Here is a 16,730-nt window from a genome sequence, read left to right as displayed (position 1 = left end):
CATGACTTGTACCAGTTAATCAGTCTCCTATCGGCATGGGCGATTCCGGTCATGATTACGTTCATCCCGCTCTATGCTTTTACGCGTAAAGTCCCGGTGTATGAGTCATTTGTTGAAGGGGCCAAGGATGGATTTGGAACGGCAATCGCGATTATTCCTCATCTTGTGGGAATGCTTGTGGCGATCAGCGTCTTTCGCGCATCGGGCGCACTCGACTTCCTAATGGGATTCATATCTCCTGCTCTGCGGGGACTTGGCGTACCTCCAGAAGTACTGCCGCTCGGCCTTCTGCGGCCCCTCACTGGGACAGGCTCGCTTGCTTATACCACGGATCTGATTCGCGTTCATGGTCCGGATTCTCTAATCGGCATGATTGCCTCCACCATACAAGGCAGCACGGACACAACGCTCTATGTATTAACGGTTTATTTTGGAGCCGTTGGTGTGCGTAACGGACGTTATGCACTTAAGGTAGGTCTATTCTCCGATGTTGTTGGCTTCGTCGCCGCGATCGCGGTCTGCCTCCTGCTTTTTGGGTAGGAGGCGTCACCCCCTTTCCTTCCTCGACATATGCTATTGCAGCAATGTGGAGGGAGGCAATCCGCTATGAACTACAAAGGTTTTATTCTGCATCAGTCTCGCTGTACTTCCATTAATGGCAAAGGCTTTGATTTCTGGGTTGGTGTGGACGGAGCCATTTATGCAGCACCGCTGCTGACCGATCCGGAGTATATTCACATTTGCTTGGAAGGTGATTTCAGCAGGGAAGATGGCACTCCTCCATTATCTGGAAGGAAGGAACAGCTATTTGCCACAGGTAAACTCATTTTAGAACTGGTAGAGCGCTACCAAATCTCCCCTTTAATCATCGAACCCCACAATAATTACTGCCCAGGCGCATTTTTTCCATGGAATGAACTTGTGATTTATCCCTCTGATGGTTATCATTAATCTGAGGTGACTAGTCGAAAATGGAAAGATTACAGAAAATTTTGGCGCAGGCAGGTGTGGCGTCCAGACGTAAGTGTGAAGAAATGATTTTGGCCGGTAAAGTGGAAGTCAACGGGGAACTCGTAACTACGCTTGGCACGAAGGTGGACCCCGCAACAGATATTATTAAAGTCTCCGGTAGACTGATCCGGGGCGAGAACAAAATCTATATTATGTTCAACAAACCTAAAGGAGTCATTACAAGTGCTTCCGATCCAAAGGGTCGCAAGGTTGTAACAGACTACCTTAAAGGAATTACAGAACGGGTTTACCCTGTAGGCCGTCTGGATTATGATACGGAAGGACTGCTGCTGTTAACGAATGATGGAGATTTCGCTAACTTGCTTACCCATCCTAAGCATCATGTACCTAAGACGTATCACGCTACGGTCAAGGGTATTCCGCACGGTACTGCACTGGACAAGCTAAAGGCTGGGATCAAGCTGGAAGATGGTATGACAGCGCCTGCCGAAGTAGAGTACAAAGATATTGATGAAGCGAATAAAGAAGCAGTAATCAGCATTACGATTCACGAGGGACGTAACCGTCAGGTACGACGCATGTTTGATGCGATTTCACACCCCGTTCTCCGTCTGAAGCGGATTTCATTCGGGGATATTATGCTGCAAAATCTTAAACGTGGATCTTACCGTCATTTGACTAAAGATGAAATTAACCATCTGCAGCAAATTGCCAAAGCAGGATTACTCAAAGAAAGAACTCCACGTAAAGAGTCATAAAGACACACAATATTCACAATTAAACCCCCTAATACTGTGACGAAATTCGCTATAATGTTCATAGGATGTTCACACCTTACAACATAAGTATGAGTTGCGTCACAGAAGGGGGCTTTACATGTGGGTAAAGCGAGAAAACCAATTCAAATCGTAATTCTGTTTCTAATCGTTCTAGTAGGTGGTTATGCAATTGGTTCCTCTGTATTTGGTGGAAGCGGAAAACCAGAGGAAGGTAGTAAAGCGCCTGCCATTGATTTGCTGGGTCTTGATGGACTTGGGCATACGTTAGACGAGTATAAGGGGAAGGCTATTGTGCTGAATTTCTGGGGCTCATGGTGCACGCCATGTGTAAAAGAAATGCCGGCTCTCCAAGCACAATGGGAAAAATGGAAGGACAAAGATGTAGTCGTTATTGGAATCAACGTAGGTGAAGATCAGATGACTGTCGAGAATTTTGTGAAGCAAGTCAATATTGATTTTCCGATTTTGATGGACACGGGACGAGACGCTGTACGAAGTTATGGTATTTCTCCACTCCCCACTACTTTTTTTATTAATGCAAAGGGTAAAATTGACAGCATTCATATTGGCCAGCTTGATTTAGATTCACTAGATGATCAAATTGGGAAGCTGGTGGATTGATGAGTGAACGCGAGGCTTTTATAACCAATACCAAATGTGAATGTGGCCATCAGAACCCTGTAGGCACTGTTCTATGTGAAGCATGCGGAAAGCCGCTTGGCAAAGAATCGGACTGGGGCGAGAATCTGGAAATGCGTTATGATGGTGTAGCCCGTCGTTCGCAGCGTGTTAATCCAAGCATTATTGATCGAGTTTGGAACTTTTTTTCATCTGTCAAAATAGCGATATATCTAATCGTTTTGACACTGTTAGGCTCTATGCTGGGAACCATTTTCCCTCAGGAGAGTACTTTCCTTAATATTGATGCATCGAGTTATTATAAGCAGGAGTACGGAACAGCTGGGGACATCTACTATAAGCTTGGACTTTCACATACATACGAATCCTGGTGGTTTGTGACTCTACTCGTAATGATTGGTGCTTCATTAGTCATTTGTAGTTTGGACAGAGTACTTCCGCTATATAAGGCATTAACTAGGCAGAAGATTCGGAAACATCGTCAGTTCTTAACTCGGCAAAAGGCTGTGCTAGTTACTGAAGTGCAAGAAGAACCAGAAGCTTGGGTTGCTCGGGTGGTTCAGCCTATGCGTAAAAAGGGCTACCGAGTCAAGACGGATGGAGGAGCTCTGCTGGCAGAAAAACACCGCTTCAGCCGCTGGGGGCCTTACGTAATACATATTGGTTTGATTATTTTTTTACTTGCTGTACTGGCAAGAGGATTGCCGGGTCTCAACATGGATCAGCATCTTGCTTTCCCGCAAGGGGAAATTACACAGATTCCGGATACTACCTATTATTTAAAAAACGAGAAATTCACCGTAGAGTTCTACACCGATGAAGAGATGCCTGAGGAGTTTCGAGGCAAAAAAATCCTTCCAAAATTATTCCAAACTAAAGCAGTGCTATATAAATGTACCGCGGATTGCGCAGATCCTACTAAGGAACCGCAGCTTACTGAGGTGACAACGCATAATATCCAAGTAAACTCACCTTTGGATTATAAAGGATTGAAAGCGTATCAGTTTGATTATGATCTAACACCTGTGCTGCGTTCTGTACAGCCAGTGCTTAAGAATTCCACCACTGGGGAGTCGTACGGTAAATTCAAACTGGATATGAAGAATCCGCAGCGTACAATTACAGCGGGACCCTATACGATGACTTTAAAAGAGAAGTATATGGATTTTGGACTGAATGAGGATGGTCAGCCGATATCTAAGTCGCCTTATCCGAATGCACCAGCATTCTTATTCTTGATTCAAGGACCGAATTTGCCAGCGGAAGGGCAGCAGTACTTCTATTTTCCTAAGCAGGTAGATAAGTCTCAGTTTCAGCAGGTGGCTATTAACGATAAGCTTGGTGGCAGCAATAGATTTCTTGAGCTTGAAGTGGACAACATGAGCGATGTTGATTTTTCGGAATCGACTACATACTTGAATATACGTATTGATCGTGCAATGCCTTTTGTATGGTTAGGTGCAGCAATCGTGATGCTGGGTTTAATCCTTGGATTTTACTGGCAGCATAGACGCATCTGGCTTACCGTTGTAAACGGAGAGCTAATACTCGGAGGACATACGAACAAGAATTGGTTCGGTTTCCGTCGTGAGATCGTTTCTATTTTAGAAAAAGTAGATATGGTAGTCGATGAAAAATCAATAGATAATGGAGGAGGCCTTACATGAGCTTGCTCGATATCAGCAGTGCCGTCTTTATTGCCGCATTCTTATTATACAGCGGGTCGTTTATGTTATTCACTATCGCTATCATGGGTCGCAAGTGGTCGGGCCGCAAGCCAGAGGAACATACTGCTCGATGGGGTAAAATAGCTTTTATTGTTTCTTCTATAGGTCTTATCTTTCATCTTATTTATTTCTTTACACGTTGGTTTGGTGCAGGACATATTCCAGTCAGCAATATGTATGAGTTCATGACTTTCTTATCCATGATGGTTATGGTAGCCTTTACAGTGATGTACGCGATCTATCGCAAAGTTATTCTCGGTCTGTTTGCAGTTCCAATTAGCATTATTGTGATGGCGTACGCAGCTGTATTTCCACAGGAGGTTCAGCCGTTAATTCCATCCCTGCAATCGAACTATCTCAAGATTCACGTAACACTGGCAGCACTAGGTGAATCCTTTTTCGCGGTAGGTTTTGCGGCAGGGCTGATGTATCTGCTACGGACTGTTAATTTTTCCAGTAAAGAGAAGGCGGATCGTAAGCAACAGAGACTGATTGAATTTACTCTCTTTTCAATCATTGTTATAATTGGGTTTCTGGGTTCAGTTTTTGCTTTCCGCGGAGCAGGTTATGAGACTGTTTTTGTTCGTCCCAACGTTACGATTGACAGCGCAGGGCAGGAAAATAGTACAATAGAGAAAGTGAGTTATCGAATGCCGCCGATTGTGGCTCCTCACAATAGCGAAATTGAAAGCTTCCAGTCGTTTCTTGGCATGAAAGAACCTCTCTTTGAAGCTCCTTCATGGATGAATGGTGTGAATGCTGGCCGGAAGTTTAATACTGTAATCTGGTCGATTCTTTCCGGATTACTCCTTTACGGAATTCTTCGCTTGATCGTACGCAAGCCACTAGGCGCAGCGATTCACCCGGTTATGGAGGGGATTGATGAAGGCGATCTAGATGAGATAACGTATAGGGCGATAGCCATTGGCTTTCCTATTTTCACATTAGGCGCTTTGATTTTTGCAATGATATGGGCGCAAATAGCCTGGGGAAGATTCTGGGGATGGGACCCCAAAGAAGTCTGGGCACTCGTTACTTGGCTCTTCTATAGTGCTTATCTTCATTTACGATTGGCTCGTGGATGGCAAGGGCGAAAATCTGCCTGGCTTGCCGTTCTAGGCTTTTTGGTCGTAATGTTTACCTTAGTTGGCGTTAATCTAGTCATCGCCGGACTTCATTCTTATGCGGGGACGGACTGAGCATAGTTTACCTGCTAACACAGCACAATGGATTTAAGGTTACGTTCTACTGTATTTGATGAAGGGGTTGTTGTGAAATGGCAGATCATTTAAACAGAATTCTGGTAGTGGATGATGAGGAACGCATTCGCCGCCTGCTAAAGATGTATCTTGAAAAAGAAGGTTATGAAATCGACGAAGCTGAAGATGGCGAAATCGCTCTTCGCAAAGCAACAGCAAATGACTACGGTCTAATTTTGCTGGATGTTATGCTGCCTGGCATTGATGGAATGGAAGTGCTGACCCGACTCAGAGGGGTCAAATCGACACCTGTCTTAATGCTTACAGCTAAAGGCGAAGAGATTAATCGTGTACAGGGCTTTGAAATGGGCGCGGATGATTATGTCGTGAAGCCATTTAGTCCTCGCGAAGTGATTTATCGCGTGAAGGCCATTATGCGCCGTTCTTCAGCAACAGCATTTTTGTCCAAAGAGAGCAACTCCAGTAATAACATTGTATTCACTCATCTTATTATTGAGCATGACGCACACCGAGTAACTGCTGGCGGTGAAGAAGTGAGTCTGACACCGAAAGAATACGAACTTCTGCATTATTTGGCGATTTCACCGGATAAAGTGTTCTCTCGTGAAGAACTGCTTAAAGATGTTTGGAATTATGAGTTTTTCGGAGATTTGCGTACAGTCGATACCCATGTTAAGCGTCTTCGTGAAAAATTGAATAAAGTATCACCGGAATCCGCGGCGATGATTACAACTGTATGGGGTGTAGGCTACAAACTTGAGGTACCTAAATAAGTGAACTTCTGGAGAAGTCTTGTCGGCAAGCTGTGGGTCACGATCATCTGCCTGGTCGCTGTCGTGCTTATTACACTCGGGTTGTTTCTACTTCCCTATATCGACAGCAACTTTGCTAATTCCGGCGATATCAAACGTTTATTTATGTATACGTGCATGATCGGATTTTCTTTGACGACATTCTTCGCGTTGTTCTTGTTTACCAAGATCACTCAACCGATGCAACGTGTCATCGAGGCTGCAAACAACATTCGGCGTGGTGAATACGGAACAAGGCTGACGCTGGTCACAAGTGACGAGATTGGTCAATTGGCGACTTCCTTCAACCATATGGCTGAGGAGTTGGAAGAGAATATTCGCAGTCTGCATCATGAGAAGGGCCATCTATCCAGTGTTTTACGCAGCATGAGTGATGCTGTAATCACCTTTGACATCGAAGGCCAGATTATTCTGACCAATCCGCACGGTCAATCGCTACTTGAGAGCTGGAGCGATTTAGAGTGGGAACAAGAGAGTGACATTGAACCTCATACGGAAACGGCTGAGAGTAATGTTCCACCTCCCCTGCGTCCTTTATTTTTGAGCACGTTGAAACAAGGCGGCGATGAGCGTTCTAATGTACATGTCCGGCAGGGCGTGTGGTCCGTCCATATGGCACCTTTATATTCTGAGGGTAGCATTCGTGGAGTGGTTGCTGTTCTGCGTGATGTGACTGAAGAAGTACGACTCGAAAAAATGCGCCGTGACTTCGTGGCAAACGTCTCTCATGAGATTCGGACGCCATTATCGATGATGCAAGGTTATAGTGAGGCTTTACTTGACGGCATGGCTTCTTCACCAGAGGAAAGCAGTGAACTGATTCAGGTCATTCATGATGAATCGCTCCGTATGGGACGTCTTGTAAAGGATCTGCTCGACCTTGCGCGAATGGAAGCTGGACATACGGATATGTTGAAGGCAGAAGTAGATGTGAACGAACTGCTGGAACGAGTGTATCGCAAATTTTCCGTACGTGCGAAAGAGCGTGATATTCATCTGCAGCTAAATAAAGAGAGCGATGTCCTTGTTCTTAAGGCAGCGGATGAAGATAAGCTTGAGCAGGTCTTAACCAATTTGCTCGATAATGCTTTTCGTCATACGCAGGGTGGCAAGAAGATCACAGTTCATACAGGAACTTGTGTCTTAGAAGGGCGTCGCTATTTTGAAATTAAAATTCAGGATGAAGGCGTCGGCATTCCGCAGGAAGATCTGCCTTATATATTTGATCGTTTCTACAAAGCCGATAAGGCACGTGTACGGGGAGAATCAGGTGGAACGGGACTCGGGCTTGCGATTGTTAAAAATATTGTTGAGTCGCATCACGGAACCATTTCAGCTTCCAGTAAGTTGGGCGAAAGTACAACCTTTACCCTGAGACTTCCTGTCGAAAAACAGTAATTCCAAACACAATGTGTGATAGCGCCTCTGACAGCAGAGGTGCTTTTTGTTGAAACAAACACATTAATCTTGTTCATCGTGGAACATATCTCATTGTTTATGCTTGGGAGGCCATCAAATGATTTTATCTTTAGACCAAGGGACTACCAGTTCACGAGCCATAGTGTTCGATGAGGACGCTAGAATCGTCTCACAAGGGCAATATGAGGTTAAACAATCTTTCCCACACCCTGGCTGGGTGGAGCATGACCCAGAGCAAATTTGGGCGTCACAGCTTGCAGCTGCAAGAGATGCGATTACTCAGGGCGGGATAACGCCTCAGGAAATATATTCCATTGGAATTACAAATCAGAGGGAAACGGCCCTGATCTGGGATAGAGCAACAGGCAAGCCGATTTATCCTGCGATTGTGTGGCAGGACAGACGTACTGCAGAGCTGTGTGAAGAGATCAAGAGTAAGGGGTTAGAGGGACTCATTGCTAGCAAGACGGGACTCGTTGTGGATGCTTATTTTTCTGCAACAAAATTCTCCTGGATTCTTGATCATGTAGAAGGCGCACGAGAGCGGGCGAATAATGGCGAGCTACTAGCTGGGACAGTAGACAGCTGGCTAATCTGGAAGCTTACTGGCGGGGCTGTACATGCTACTGATGTAACTAATGCATCGCGTACGATGCTATATAATCTACATGAGCGCTGCTGGGACGAAGAGCTAATGGAGGAGCTTCATGTACCACGCTCCATCCTGCCAGAAGTGAGGATGTCCGGTAGTGAATTTGGAGCAGCAGACGCGCAGTGGTTCGGGACAGAAATACCTATTCACTCTGTATTGGGGGATCAACAAGCTGCTTTGTTTGGACATACTTGTCTTGAACCCGGCAGTGCCAAAAACACATATGGAACTGGATGCTTTATTCTGATGAATACAGGTACAGAAGCTGTAGTCTCCAGTCATGGGTTGTTGACCACTGTAGCTTGGGGAATGGGGGATGAACTCTATTATGCACTCGAGGGCAGTGTGTTTGTAGCCGGAGCGGCTGTACAATGGCTTCAGGAGGGGTTAGGACTCATAACGGAGCCGGCAGGCTCGGAAGACAAAGCGCGGGAAGTAGAGGACAGTGAAGGGGTTGTCGTCGTACCTGCTTTTACTGGACTAGGAGCCCCTTATTGGGATATGTATGCACGTGGAGCAGTCTTCGGTCTAACTAGAGGAACCACCTCGGGGCATTTGGTAAGAGCAACGTTAGAGTCATTAGCATTTCAGTCTAGAGATGTAATTGGGGCGATGGAAAAAGATGCAGGCATGCCATTGACCGGACTTCGTGTAGATGGTGGAGCGGTTCGTAATGATTTGCTGATGCAGTTCCAGTCTGATATCCTCGGTAGTGAAGTTACTCGAACTACATATGCGGAGACGACTGCGCTGGGAGCAGCACTTCTGGCTGGATTAACCTCAGGAGTCTGGACAAGAGAGCAGCTAGAAAGCTTTAACAAAGCTGAGAGGGTCTTTTCACCTGTAATGGGTATAGATGAGCGTGAACGACGTTACAACGCCTGGAAAGACGCTGTAGCGCGTACCATGGGCTGGGAAAAACATGAAAGATATCAGTGATCAGGGAGATGCATATGTCTATGTTTAATGGAACAGAATCTGATCTACCGAGTGGACTATCTAAGCCTGCACTCCGAGCACTTCATGGTGCTGGGTATACACAGATTCACCAAATCAGTAAGCTCACTGAGTCAGAGCTTCTGCAGCTCCATGGGATGGGACCAAAAGGGATTGATGTACTACGACGTGCGCTCACTGAAAAGGGGTTATCCTTTGCCAGCGAGTCCTAAAGAACAGATCAACCTAAAAAGCGGCAAGCTAAGGATAATCCTTGGCCTGCCGCTTTTTAGGTTGTAACGCTTAATATTCAATAACAAATGCAACGTTTTGCCATCCAGCGCCCACTGTCCAGAACAGAACTTTATCTCCGCGTTCGATCTTTCCTGTAGTAATAGCTTTGTGTAGAGCGATAAACGGGCTACTGGTTGAGGTGTACCCGAATTCATCACCTATGTAAACCGCAACCTCACGATCAATACCCACTTTTTCACAAACACCAATGATATTAGGCAGTGAAAGCTGTGAGAAACAGGCCGCTTTAATAGATTCAGGCGCTATGTTGTTATCAGATAGAAGTGTGCGAATCGATTCAGAAGCAGCATCTACGCAAATGGAATCATCAAATGGAATGAATTTCACATTGAATTCTCCAGCCGCTACGCCTTTTCTACCCAGATTAGCCAAGCCTTCAGCCGGGAACATGGAGTTGCCATAAACGCATGTGTCTGTTTGATAGACAGAATCAATGAAGCCTACCGCATTATCATCGCGCACAAGAAGGACTGCCGCAGCTGCATCACCGAAGTTAGCATAATAGACAGGATCATTCTTATCTGCATGAGGTGCTACATAATCGGATCCGATGACCAAAGCACGTTTAATTCTAGGATTGGCTTGCATTTGACGGCTCACCTGTTCTACGGAAGCAGTCATACCTGCACAGTTAGCGTTGCTATCTATACAAATTGTATGGGATGCGCCGTTAATTAAACGGTGAATCATTAAAGAGTTAGTAGGAAAGATATATTCAGGAGTTTGACTTGCATAGGCAATAAGATCGATATCAGCGCCAGTGAGACCATTTTTATCCAACACATTACTGGCAGCCTCAAAAGCCATCGTAAGAGAATTTTCTTCCTCATTCTTAATGCTATAGCGCGTATCACGACCTAAAGTGGTCAGTAGACCTCGGATATCAATACCCTTTTCGTCAAAATGCTTAATAAAAAAGTCGTTACCAACTTTATTACTAGGATGATAGATATCAATGTCTTGAATACGAATTCCGGTCATATGAATGAATCCTCCTGAAAAACTCTATAGTTTTTTTAGTTATAAGAAGAATTAAGCTGTAACGGTGGAAATGATCTCGATGTTATCTAGTCCTGCTTTACGACCCAGACGTGCAAGCTGCATTTTAAGAATTGGGTTATTCTCAAGGGTTAGATTTACTTTTACAAATCCATCATTCTTAAACATTACGAAGCAACCTTCCAAAAGAGGTACAACATCAGGTGCAGTTACGTTTAGCTTTCTGCAGTCGATTTGTAATTCATAGTCTGCTGGAGTTATAGGATTAATAGTTTGTTGATAAGCTTGGATAGATTTCAGACCATCTTCTTCAGAAAATGTTCCTTCCAGCTCAATATTGATCACTTTTTTAGTAGTGTCTGTCTTTAAAATAAACTGTCCCACGTTAACATCTCTCCCGATATTTTAATTTACTGAAAATAGTTACTTTATTTCTTCAATCGTTTCGAGAAGAATATTAAAAGCGGTGATGATTCTAGGTGCCCCTATAGCGGGTACTAAGTGTAATAAAATACCCTTGAGTTGTTCTACAGTAACACCCACACGAAGAGCCATGACATAATGAACACCCAATTGATCAAACTGACCCATCGAAATCAGGGCAGAGATAACTGCGATTTCCTTCCAGTCAGCTTCGATTGTGTTGCGTTGAAAAATATCGCCGTAGGCATTCCCCATAATAAATTCAGCCAAATCGGGGAAATGTTCTTTAATCGGAGCCAGTGCTTTAGCTCCGTAGTCTCCAGAGAGATTCGTGAAGTGGTTCAGACCACTGTTTACATTGTCTTTCATAAGTGACCTCCTAATTTAGGTTCAAAGTACGGTGAGCAGTCGGAGGGACCTCATCACGGTCTGTTAGCAGTTCAATGACGGCAACACGGTTGATGGCAACAGCGTCCTTGATGGCTGTTTCGAACTCCTCCGCTGTCTCACATTTGTAACCCTTAGCGCCTAGTGATTCTGCGAATTTCACAGCATCCATAGGGACTTCGTAGATAGTTCCGTCAATACGTCCTGTAGTTTTTTCCATACCTTTTAGAGCCATATCTAGCTGTTTATTATTCACAACAATGAATATGACAGGAATATCCTTGCAGACAGCAGCGTTAATCTCTGCGCCTAGCATCATAAAGCAGCCATCTCCTGTAATGCAGAAGATCGTTTCTTCTGGAGCAGCAACCTTTGCACCAATCGCCATTCCGATGGAATTACCCATGCAAGCAAAGTAAGCATCGAAAACAAAACTGCCCGGTTTCTTAACCTTGTACCATTTCGCAGCATGGAAACCGTGACTTCCATCATCAACAAAGACTGTGCTGTTATAAGGAATTAAATCACTCATCGTACTCAAGACCGATGCAAGTGAAAGGTTTGGTAAAATCGGAGGCTCTTCGGTATAATCGGAATTTGTCGGTGCTTCGCGTTTTGTGATGTTGTTCGTGTCAATATTATTGAGATAGTAAACTAGATTGTCCCGTAGATCTCCAGTCACTGGAATCGTTTTAGAGAACAATATTTTTCCGACAAAAGTCGGATCGCTATCAAACTGAATTAATGTTGCAGGATGATTTTCCCTTTTAAGATTACAAATAGTCATATCACTTAAACGTGACCCGAGAACGATAAATAGATCACTTTGATTCAGCAAGTCATCTCCATGGGTACAACCGCCTACTCCAATTGGACCGTGATAGAGTGGATGATCCCAAGCTATAGCCCCTTTACCACCTGGAGATGTAACTACAGGAATATTAAATGTTTCCGCTAATTGAATTAGCTCACTATGTGCTCCTGAGCGGTTAACGCCTTTACCCGCGATAATTATTGGATTCTTAGAGTTATTTATAGCATCAAGTACACGGTCGATATTAGCATGGCTAACCAGTGATTCGCGTTCAGGGATTACAATATTACATTCCTCTAGCAATTCCGTTTGTACATCAAAGGGAATACAAAGGTGAACTGGACCACGATTACCGCTCAAAGCAATGGATATGGCATGATTAAAGATTGTGTTAAAGTGATCTCCACGTTCAATAAGCTTGCTATATAAGGTGGCAGGTCTAAACATATCAGCTAAATCAGCTAGAAAAGAAGTAGAGTCCTGACATTGGGGAATTCCAAGCTCTTTAATAGATTGATGGCCAGTAATAAATAGGACAGGTAGGTTGTTAGCCTTAGCATGTGCTGCTGCAGTTAATAGGTTTGTTCCACCAGGACCTGAAGTACCAAAAGCTACACCTAGTTTTCCAGTTTTAAGCGCATACCCGGCTGCTTCGAAGCCGGAACTGGACTCATGTCTCCCAGGAATAAATTCAATACCGTAATCTACCATTTTAAGAACAATAGGGCAAATGGATTTCCCAATAATACCAAAGGAATGGGTAACACCTAGGTTCCGTAGTGCTTCCGACATGTAATCTGCGACTGTCTTCAAAAAATACACCTCACAAGTTGATTGTTATTTTAAAATCAAACATTAGAAAACCTGTGCTCTGAATTAGGGCACAGGTTGGTGGCATAAATCGCCATAGAGACTGAACAATTGTTCAGTCGTCTTGGTTTTCTGCAACCTGGCAGTCATGGCCTCTGATTAAAAATGAGGCTGTAGATCCATGGTTTTGCGTCATCCTCTTTCGAAGATTTTGCCAATATTAATTTTAAAATTTATAAGAAGAATTTTCCTTTACAATATATTCCTAGAGTACCTTTGTCAATATATTTTCGCAAATTAACTCGAATTTTGACGAAAGTCTTGTCCAACCTATGAAATAATAGATATAAAAAAACTCCCCCTAAGTCAAAACTTAGGAGGAGTTTTTGGACTTGTTTATATATTTTTGCAAGTGACTTAAAACTTGAAAATATGGATAGTCTTCTGTAGATTAAACACAGCCTGTGTCATTTTCTCAGTTTCTTCAGCAACGGACTGCAGGGCATTAATTTGTTCATTCATAGCGGCGGATACTTCCTCGGTGCCGGCAGCGGTTTGCTGTGTGATTGCAGAGATATTCTCTATTGCACTTGAGATTTTCAAGGCACTTTCCAACATCAGATCACTTTCAGCAGAGAAGGAAGAGATTTGCTCGGTAATATACTGCACACTTTGCACAATTTGAGCAAAGATATGAGCAGATTGAGTGATCATCTCATTCTGTACCTGTACGACTTCTTCGTTGATAGCGATATTGTCAATCGCTTGTTTGATATCAGTTTCGATGCTCCGAACTAAGCCAAAGACTTCCTTCGTTGAAGCTGTTGATTCCTCGGCAAGTTTACGAACCTCCTGTGCGACTACAGCAAATCCTCGACCATGCTCTCCGGCGCGTGCTGCTTCGATGGAGGCATTCAGCGATAAGAGGTTGGTCTGCTCAGCGATCTCTGTGATGGTTTTTGTAATCATCGTAATTCCGCGAGCATTATGAGACAGGGCTTCGATAGTATCAGCTACTTTTTGAGTAGCCTGGATGTTTTTGCGCATGCCTTCAGCTTGAGTATCAACGGACTGCCGTCCTTGTTCAACTAGTTCTAATGTATGTATTGAACGTCTGTTCATTTCTTTCGTAGAGTTCGTATAATTGGATACTTTATTCTCAATATCTTTAATAGATTCTGTCATTTCAGCGATATCCGTAGATATTTCATTTGCACCAAGAGCTAGCTCGTTAGACGAAGAGGCTACCTGTGCCATGACAATTTTCAAATTCTGATTCTTATCTTCGATTCCACGGCTTGCATCCATAACTTGACGAGTGATTTGTGATGCTTCTGTCAAAATCTTCTTGAGCTTGTCAATCATAGTATTAAAGGAACGACTTACGTCCCCCATAGACCCGTTCTCATCGGCTCTACTAGTAAAATCCCCTTTTGAAATACTATGAGATACATTCGCGATGTCATCAAAAGAAGATGTAAGCGTTCTCTCGATAAAGCGGGCCACGGGGAAAGTTAGAGCAGCAAGAACTACGATTAGAACAATACCCAAAATAATGTTGCCTAAGATCATAAAAGTAACTAAAACAGGAATGGCAAATAGTGCGGCAACGAGGTAACATCCGGCAACAATTCTTTGTTTTAACGGAAGTTTATGCATCCAGTTCATTGGTATAATGTCCTCCTTATTAATATTATGTATTGGTGTTATTATATGGGATTTAAAGGTGATTGGTCTATAGTAAGAACTGACATAAATCTTCTTTTCGGAGTAGTTCTTTAGATTTCGTGTCAAAAATCCTCATAAATAGCGGAAATTTTTGCGATAGCAGACTTTACCATCTCTAAAAGTTCTTGCGGTGAAAGTACAATAACCGAGGGACTAAAAGAAAGGATTATCCGGCAGGCCGACTCGATCGTATTAAATTCGGCATCTACGTTCACCCACTCTGCATTGCTTGTTGGCTCTATCAATTGGACAGTGACGAATCTTTCTCGCTGTAATTCTTTTAAGACAGATGTTCTAACCCTTAGCTTTACTTGATACTTTGGCAGTGCTGCTTTAAAGGCCGTGGTGGACTCTTCCCAGTACTGTTTTAAATCAAAGGCATCAGGTCTTTTAAACCACTCATGAGTCTCCTCAACGTTAACTAATCTGGACACACGAAAGGTCCGTAGTTCATCTTTGCTTTTGGCTACGACATACCATACACCGCGTTTTGCAACTAACCCAAGAGGTTCAATGAAACGGACCGTTGTCTCGTTGCTCCGGAGATAAGTGATTTTTACTTTGCGATCCTCCCAAAGTGCTCTCTGCAGTACAGAAAGGAACGGATAAGTCTCATCCGAAGGATGCCAACTGGCGCCATCAATATGAATACGCTCGCTTAGGTAATTTGCTGGGTTACTAAGTCGATGTGAGGATGCAGCCTCTAGTTTGAGAACAGCGGAAGAGTAGTCGTCTTGTATCCCCAGATCCTTCATTATAGATGCGTCAGCGGACAGAAGCAGTGAACCAATCTCTTGTGGCTTCATTCCCGTTAGGGAGGTTCGGTACCCTTCAGTAAGCATCCAGCCTCCTTCACGACCACGTTCAGCTAAAATGGGTATTCCTGAAGCGCTTAATGCTTCCATATCACGAAACACAGTTCGTTCTGATACCTCGAGTGTTTGGGCCAATTCTCTAGAAGTCATTTTTCCACGATTTTGCAACAGAAGTAATATTGATAACAAACGGTCGGCTCTCATTAGGCTATTGTACCTCCTCGAATTATTGATTAGACGATCACCATTAATCATTTCTAAATTATGATTATATTATATATGTCAGTTGATGTCATATATACGGGTTATACTTATAAAACGTAAGGAATATTCACAGAATATTGAAATCCGAACTCATGTGGAAAGGGTTGAGGGCTATGACATTGAAAGGGAAAGTCGCATTGGTTACCGGGAGCAGCAGAGGTGCTGGGAGGGGGATCGCTTTAGAATTAGCGAGAAGAGGAGCTTTTGTCTATATTACAGGGAGGACCACAGATGTATCCGTCACAGAACATATTAAGGGGAGTATAGATAGCGTACTTAGAGAAATAAAAGAGAGTGGAGGTTCTGGTGCGGTAATACGATGTGACCATACGAAGGATCAAGAAACAGAAGCAGTGATCCGCCAGATCGCTGAAGAGCAAGGTCGGCTCGATATCTTAGTTAACAACGTATGGGGAGGCAATGATTTAGCTATCGAGCAGAAGCCTTTTTGGGAGCTGCCTACAGCTCATTGGGACAATATGTTTAATGCCGGTGTGAGAGCACAGATGATCACAAATTATTACGCAATTCCCTTGATGCGCAAGGCAAAAACTGGTGGTCTAATTATCCATACAACCTTCTGGGATCATTATAAATATTTAGGCAACTTTTATTATGATCTTTCTAAAAATGCACTTTTACGTATGGCTTTCGGATTGTCGAAGGAGTTAAAGGATGATGGCATTGCGGTTATGCCACTTTCACCTGGATGGATGAGAACAGAAGCGGTTCTAGAAGCCATGAATACAGATGAGGAACATTGGCAAGAAGTTGAGGAACTGAAAATGAGTGAATCGACGACATATATTGGTCGAGCAGTGACTGCACTAGCCGCTGATCCAGAGGTTATGTCTATGTCCGGTGAGCCGCAGCTGGTTGGAAAGCTTGCTGAAAAGTATGGTTTTACTGATATTGATGGAAGGATAATCCCTTCGTTCATAATATAGGAAGAAAGAGATTCGTAAAATATAAGAAAGGCCACTCCAGTACATTCTGGAATGGCCTTTCTAAATTATAGA

17 protein-coding genes and 1 riboswitch are annotated in these 16,730 nt (G+C 43.7%); of the genes, 11 read left to right on the top strand and 6 right to left on the bottom strand.

The genetic code is table 11. From position 1 onward, the window contains the following. The first annotated feature begins 6 nt into the window (after positions 1 to 6). The 10 genes from MKY19_RS21255 (at position 7) to MKY19_RS21210 (ending at position 9,389) form a co-directional block, all read left to right on the top strand. Positions 7 to 540 carry a spore maturation protein gene (locus MKY19_RS21255; protein ID WP_143759457.1) on the top strand — a complete coding sequence of 178 codons (534 nt, stop codon included), beginning with the start codon at positions 7 to 9 and terminating at the stop codon, positions 538 to 540. A 66-nt stretch (positions 541 to 606) separates the two neighbouring features. Next, complete coding sequence (locus MKY19_RS21250) at positions 607 to 951, top strand: N-acetylmuramoyl-L-alanine amidase (protein WP_339797487.1); 345 nt, start codon at positions 607 to 609, stop codon at positions 949 to 951. A 20-nt stretch (positions 952 to 971) separates the two neighbouring features. Then, a complete protein-coding gene (locus tag MKY19_RS21245; protein ID WP_036676166.1) occupies positions 972 to 1,730 on the top strand; it encodes a pseudouridine synthase in 759 nt (252 codons plus the stop codon). A gap of 120 nt (positions 1,731 to 1,850) precedes the next feature. Beyond that, positions 1,851 to 2,372 (top strand): redoxin domain-containing protein, encoded by a 522-nt coding sequence (locus MKY19_RS21240; RefSeq protein WP_042190261.1) that lies wholly within the window; start codon positions 1,851 to 1,853, stop codon positions 2,370 to 2,372. Next, the gene (locus tag MKY19_RS21235; protein ID WP_076284548.1) at positions 2,372 to 4,057 is read left to right on the top strand and encodes a cytochrome c biogenesis protein ResB; all 1,686 of its coding nucleotides are present in this window, start codon (positions 2,372 to 2,374) and stop codon (positions 4,055 to 4,057) included. Before MKY19_RS21240 ends, MKY19_RS21235 begins: the two co-directional genes overlap by 1 nt. Continuing rightward, positions 4,054 to 5,316, top strand: coding sequence for a cytochrome c biogenesis protein CcsA (gene ccsA / locus MKY19_RS21230; RefSeq protein ID WP_042190256.1), 1,263 nt, complete (start codon positions 4,054 to 4,056; stop codon positions 5,314 to 5,316). Before MKY19_RS21235 ends, ccsA begins: the two co-directional genes overlap by 4 nt. Positions 5,317 to 5,393: 77 nt before the next feature. Beyond that, the gene (locus MKY19_RS21225; RefSeq protein WP_036676174.1) at positions 5,394 to 6,110 is read left to right on the top strand and encodes a response regulator transcription factor; all 717 of its coding nucleotides are present in this window, start codon (positions 5,394 to 5,396) and stop codon (positions 6,108 to 6,110) included. Beyond that, positions 6,111 to 7,547 carry an ATP-binding protein gene (locus MKY19_RS21220; protein WP_076284549.1) on the top strand — a complete coding sequence of 479 codons (1,437 nt, stop codon included), beginning with the start codon at positions 6,111 to 6,113 and terminating at the stop codon, positions 7,545 to 7,547. Between the two features lie 118 nt (positions 7,548 to 7,665). Next, entirely contained in the window at positions 7,666 to 9,159 is a 1,494-nt protein-coding gene (glpK, locus tag MKY19_RS21215) for a glycerol kinase GlpK (RefSeq protein WP_339797482.1), read from the top strand. A gap of 14 nt (positions 9,160 to 9,173) precedes the next feature. After that, positions 9,174 to 9,389, top strand: a complete 216-nt coding sequence (locus tag MKY19_RS21210; RefSeq protein ID WP_339242753.1) for a DNA-binding protein — start codon at positions 9,174 to 9,176, stop codon at positions 9,387 to 9,389. A 70-nt stretch (positions 9,390 to 9,459) separates the two neighbouring features. On the opposite strand, the gene MKY19_RS21205 is transcribed toward MKY19_RS21210, so the two are convergent. From MKY19_RS21205 to MKY19_RS21180, 6 genes are all read right to left on the bottom strand, one after another. After that, complete coding sequence (locus MKY19_RS21205) at positions 9,460 to 10,452, bottom strand: 3-oxoacyl-[acyl-carrier-protein] synthase III C-terminal domain-containing protein (protein ID WP_339797478.1); 993 nt, start codon at positions 10,450 to 10,452, stop codon at positions 9,460 to 9,462. 51 nt (positions 10,453 to 10,503) lie between these two features. After that, positions 10,504 to 10,854: a hypothetical protein gene (locus MKY19_RS21200; RefSeq protein WP_042190245.1), complete on the bottom strand. Its 351-nt coding sequence runs from the start codon at positions 10,852 to 10,854 to the stop codon at positions 10,504 to 10,506. Positions 10,855 to 10,893: 39 nt separating this feature from the next. Next, positions 10,894 to 11,262 carry a carboxymuconolactone decarboxylase family protein gene (locus MKY19_RS21195; RefSeq protein WP_042129622.1) on the bottom strand — a complete coding sequence of 123 codons (369 nt, stop codon included), beginning with the start codon at positions 11,260 to 11,262 and terminating at the stop codon, positions 10,894 to 10,896. A 10-nt stretch (positions 11,263 to 11,272) separates the two neighbouring features. Beyond that, complete coding sequence (locus MKY19_RS21190; RefSeq protein ID WP_052404378.1) at positions 11,273 to 12,916, bottom strand: thiamine pyrophosphate-binding protein; 1,644 nt, start codon at positions 12,914 to 12,916, stop codon at positions 11,273 to 11,275. A 118-nt stretch (positions 12,917 to 13,034) separates the two neighbouring features. Next, positions 13,035 to 13,130: riboswitch (cyclic di-GMP riboswitch) on the bottom strand. Positions 13,131 to 13,321: 191 nt separating this feature from the next. Then, positions 13,322 to 14,572, bottom strand: a complete 1,251-nt coding sequence (locus MKY19_RS21185; protein ID WP_042190241.1) for a HAMP domain-containing methyl-accepting chemotaxis protein — start codon at positions 14,570 to 14,572, stop codon at positions 13,322 to 13,324. A gap of 122 nt (positions 14,573 to 14,694) precedes the next feature. After that, on the bottom strand, positions 14,695 to 15,651 hold the full coding sequence (locus MKY19_RS21180) for a YafY family protein (RefSeq protein ID WP_339797475.1): 957 nt from the start codon (positions 15,649 to 15,651) through the stop codon (positions 14,695 to 14,697). Positions 15,652 to 15,824: 173 nt separating this feature from the next. Between MKY19_RS21180 and MKY19_RS21175 the strand changes: the two genes are divergently transcribed. Next, complete coding sequence (locus MKY19_RS21175) at positions 15,825 to 16,658, top strand: SDR family NAD(P)-dependent oxidoreductase (protein ID WP_339797472.1); 834 nt, start codon at positions 15,825 to 15,827, stop codon at positions 16,656 to 16,658. The last annotated feature ends 72 nt before the right edge of the window (positions 16,659 to 16,730 follow it).

The organism is Paenibacillus sp. FSL R5-0744 (assembly GCF_037972555.1).
Taxonomy (GTDB): domain Bacteria; phylum Bacillota; class Bacilli; order Paenibacillales; family Paenibacillaceae; genus Paenibacillus_AQ.
The sequence above is the reverse complement of the archived record's forward strand: the minus strand, read 5'-3'. Positions and strand labels throughout refer to the sequence as shown.

Coding starts and splice junctions, on each gene's coding strand:
- MKY19_RS21250 (WP_339797487.1), top strand. CDS start 607: ATGAACTACAAAGGTTTTATTCTGCATCAGTCTCGCTGTACTTCCATT.
- MKY19_RS21245 (WP_036676166.1), top strand. CDS start 972: ATGGAAAGATTACAGAAAATTTTGGCGCAGGCAGGTGTGGCGTCCAGA.
- MKY19_RS21235 (WP_076284548.1), top strand. CDS start 2,372: ATGAGTGAACGCGAGGCTTTTATAACCAATACCAAATGTGAATGTGGC.
- ccsA (WP_042190256.1), top strand. CDS start 4,054: ATGAGCTTGCTCGATATCAGCAGTGCCGTCTTTATTGCCGCATTCTTA.
- MKY19_RS21225 (WP_036676174.1), top strand. CDS start 5,394: ATGGCAGATCATTTAAACAGAATTCTGGTAGTGGATGATGAGGAACGC.
- glpK (WP_339797482.1), top strand. CDS start 7,666: ATGATTTTATCTTTAGACCAAGGGACTACCAGTTCACGAGCCATAGTG.
- MKY19_RS21210 (WP_339242753.1), top strand. CDS start 9,174: ATGTCTATGTTTAATGGAACAGAATCTGATCTACCGAGTGGACTATCT.
- MKY19_RS21205 (WP_339797478.1), bottom strand. CDS start 10,452: ATGACCGGAATTCGTATTCAAGACATTGATATCTATCATCCTAGTAAT.
- MKY19_RS21195 (WP_042129622.1), bottom strand. CDS start 11,262: ATGAAAGACAATGTAAACAGTGGTCTGAACCACTTCACGAATCTCTCT.
- MKY19_RS21185 (WP_042190241.1), bottom strand. CDS start 14,572: ATGAACTGGATGCATAAACTTCCGTTAAAACAAAGAATTGTTGCCGGA.
- MKY19_RS21180 (WP_339797475.1), bottom strand. CDS start 15,651: ATGAGAGCCGACCGTTTGTTATCAATATTACTTCTGTTGCAAAATCGT.
- MKY19_RS21175 (WP_339797472.1), top strand. CDS start 15,825: ATGACATTGAAAGGGAAAGTCGCATTGGTTACCGGGAGCAGCAGAGGT.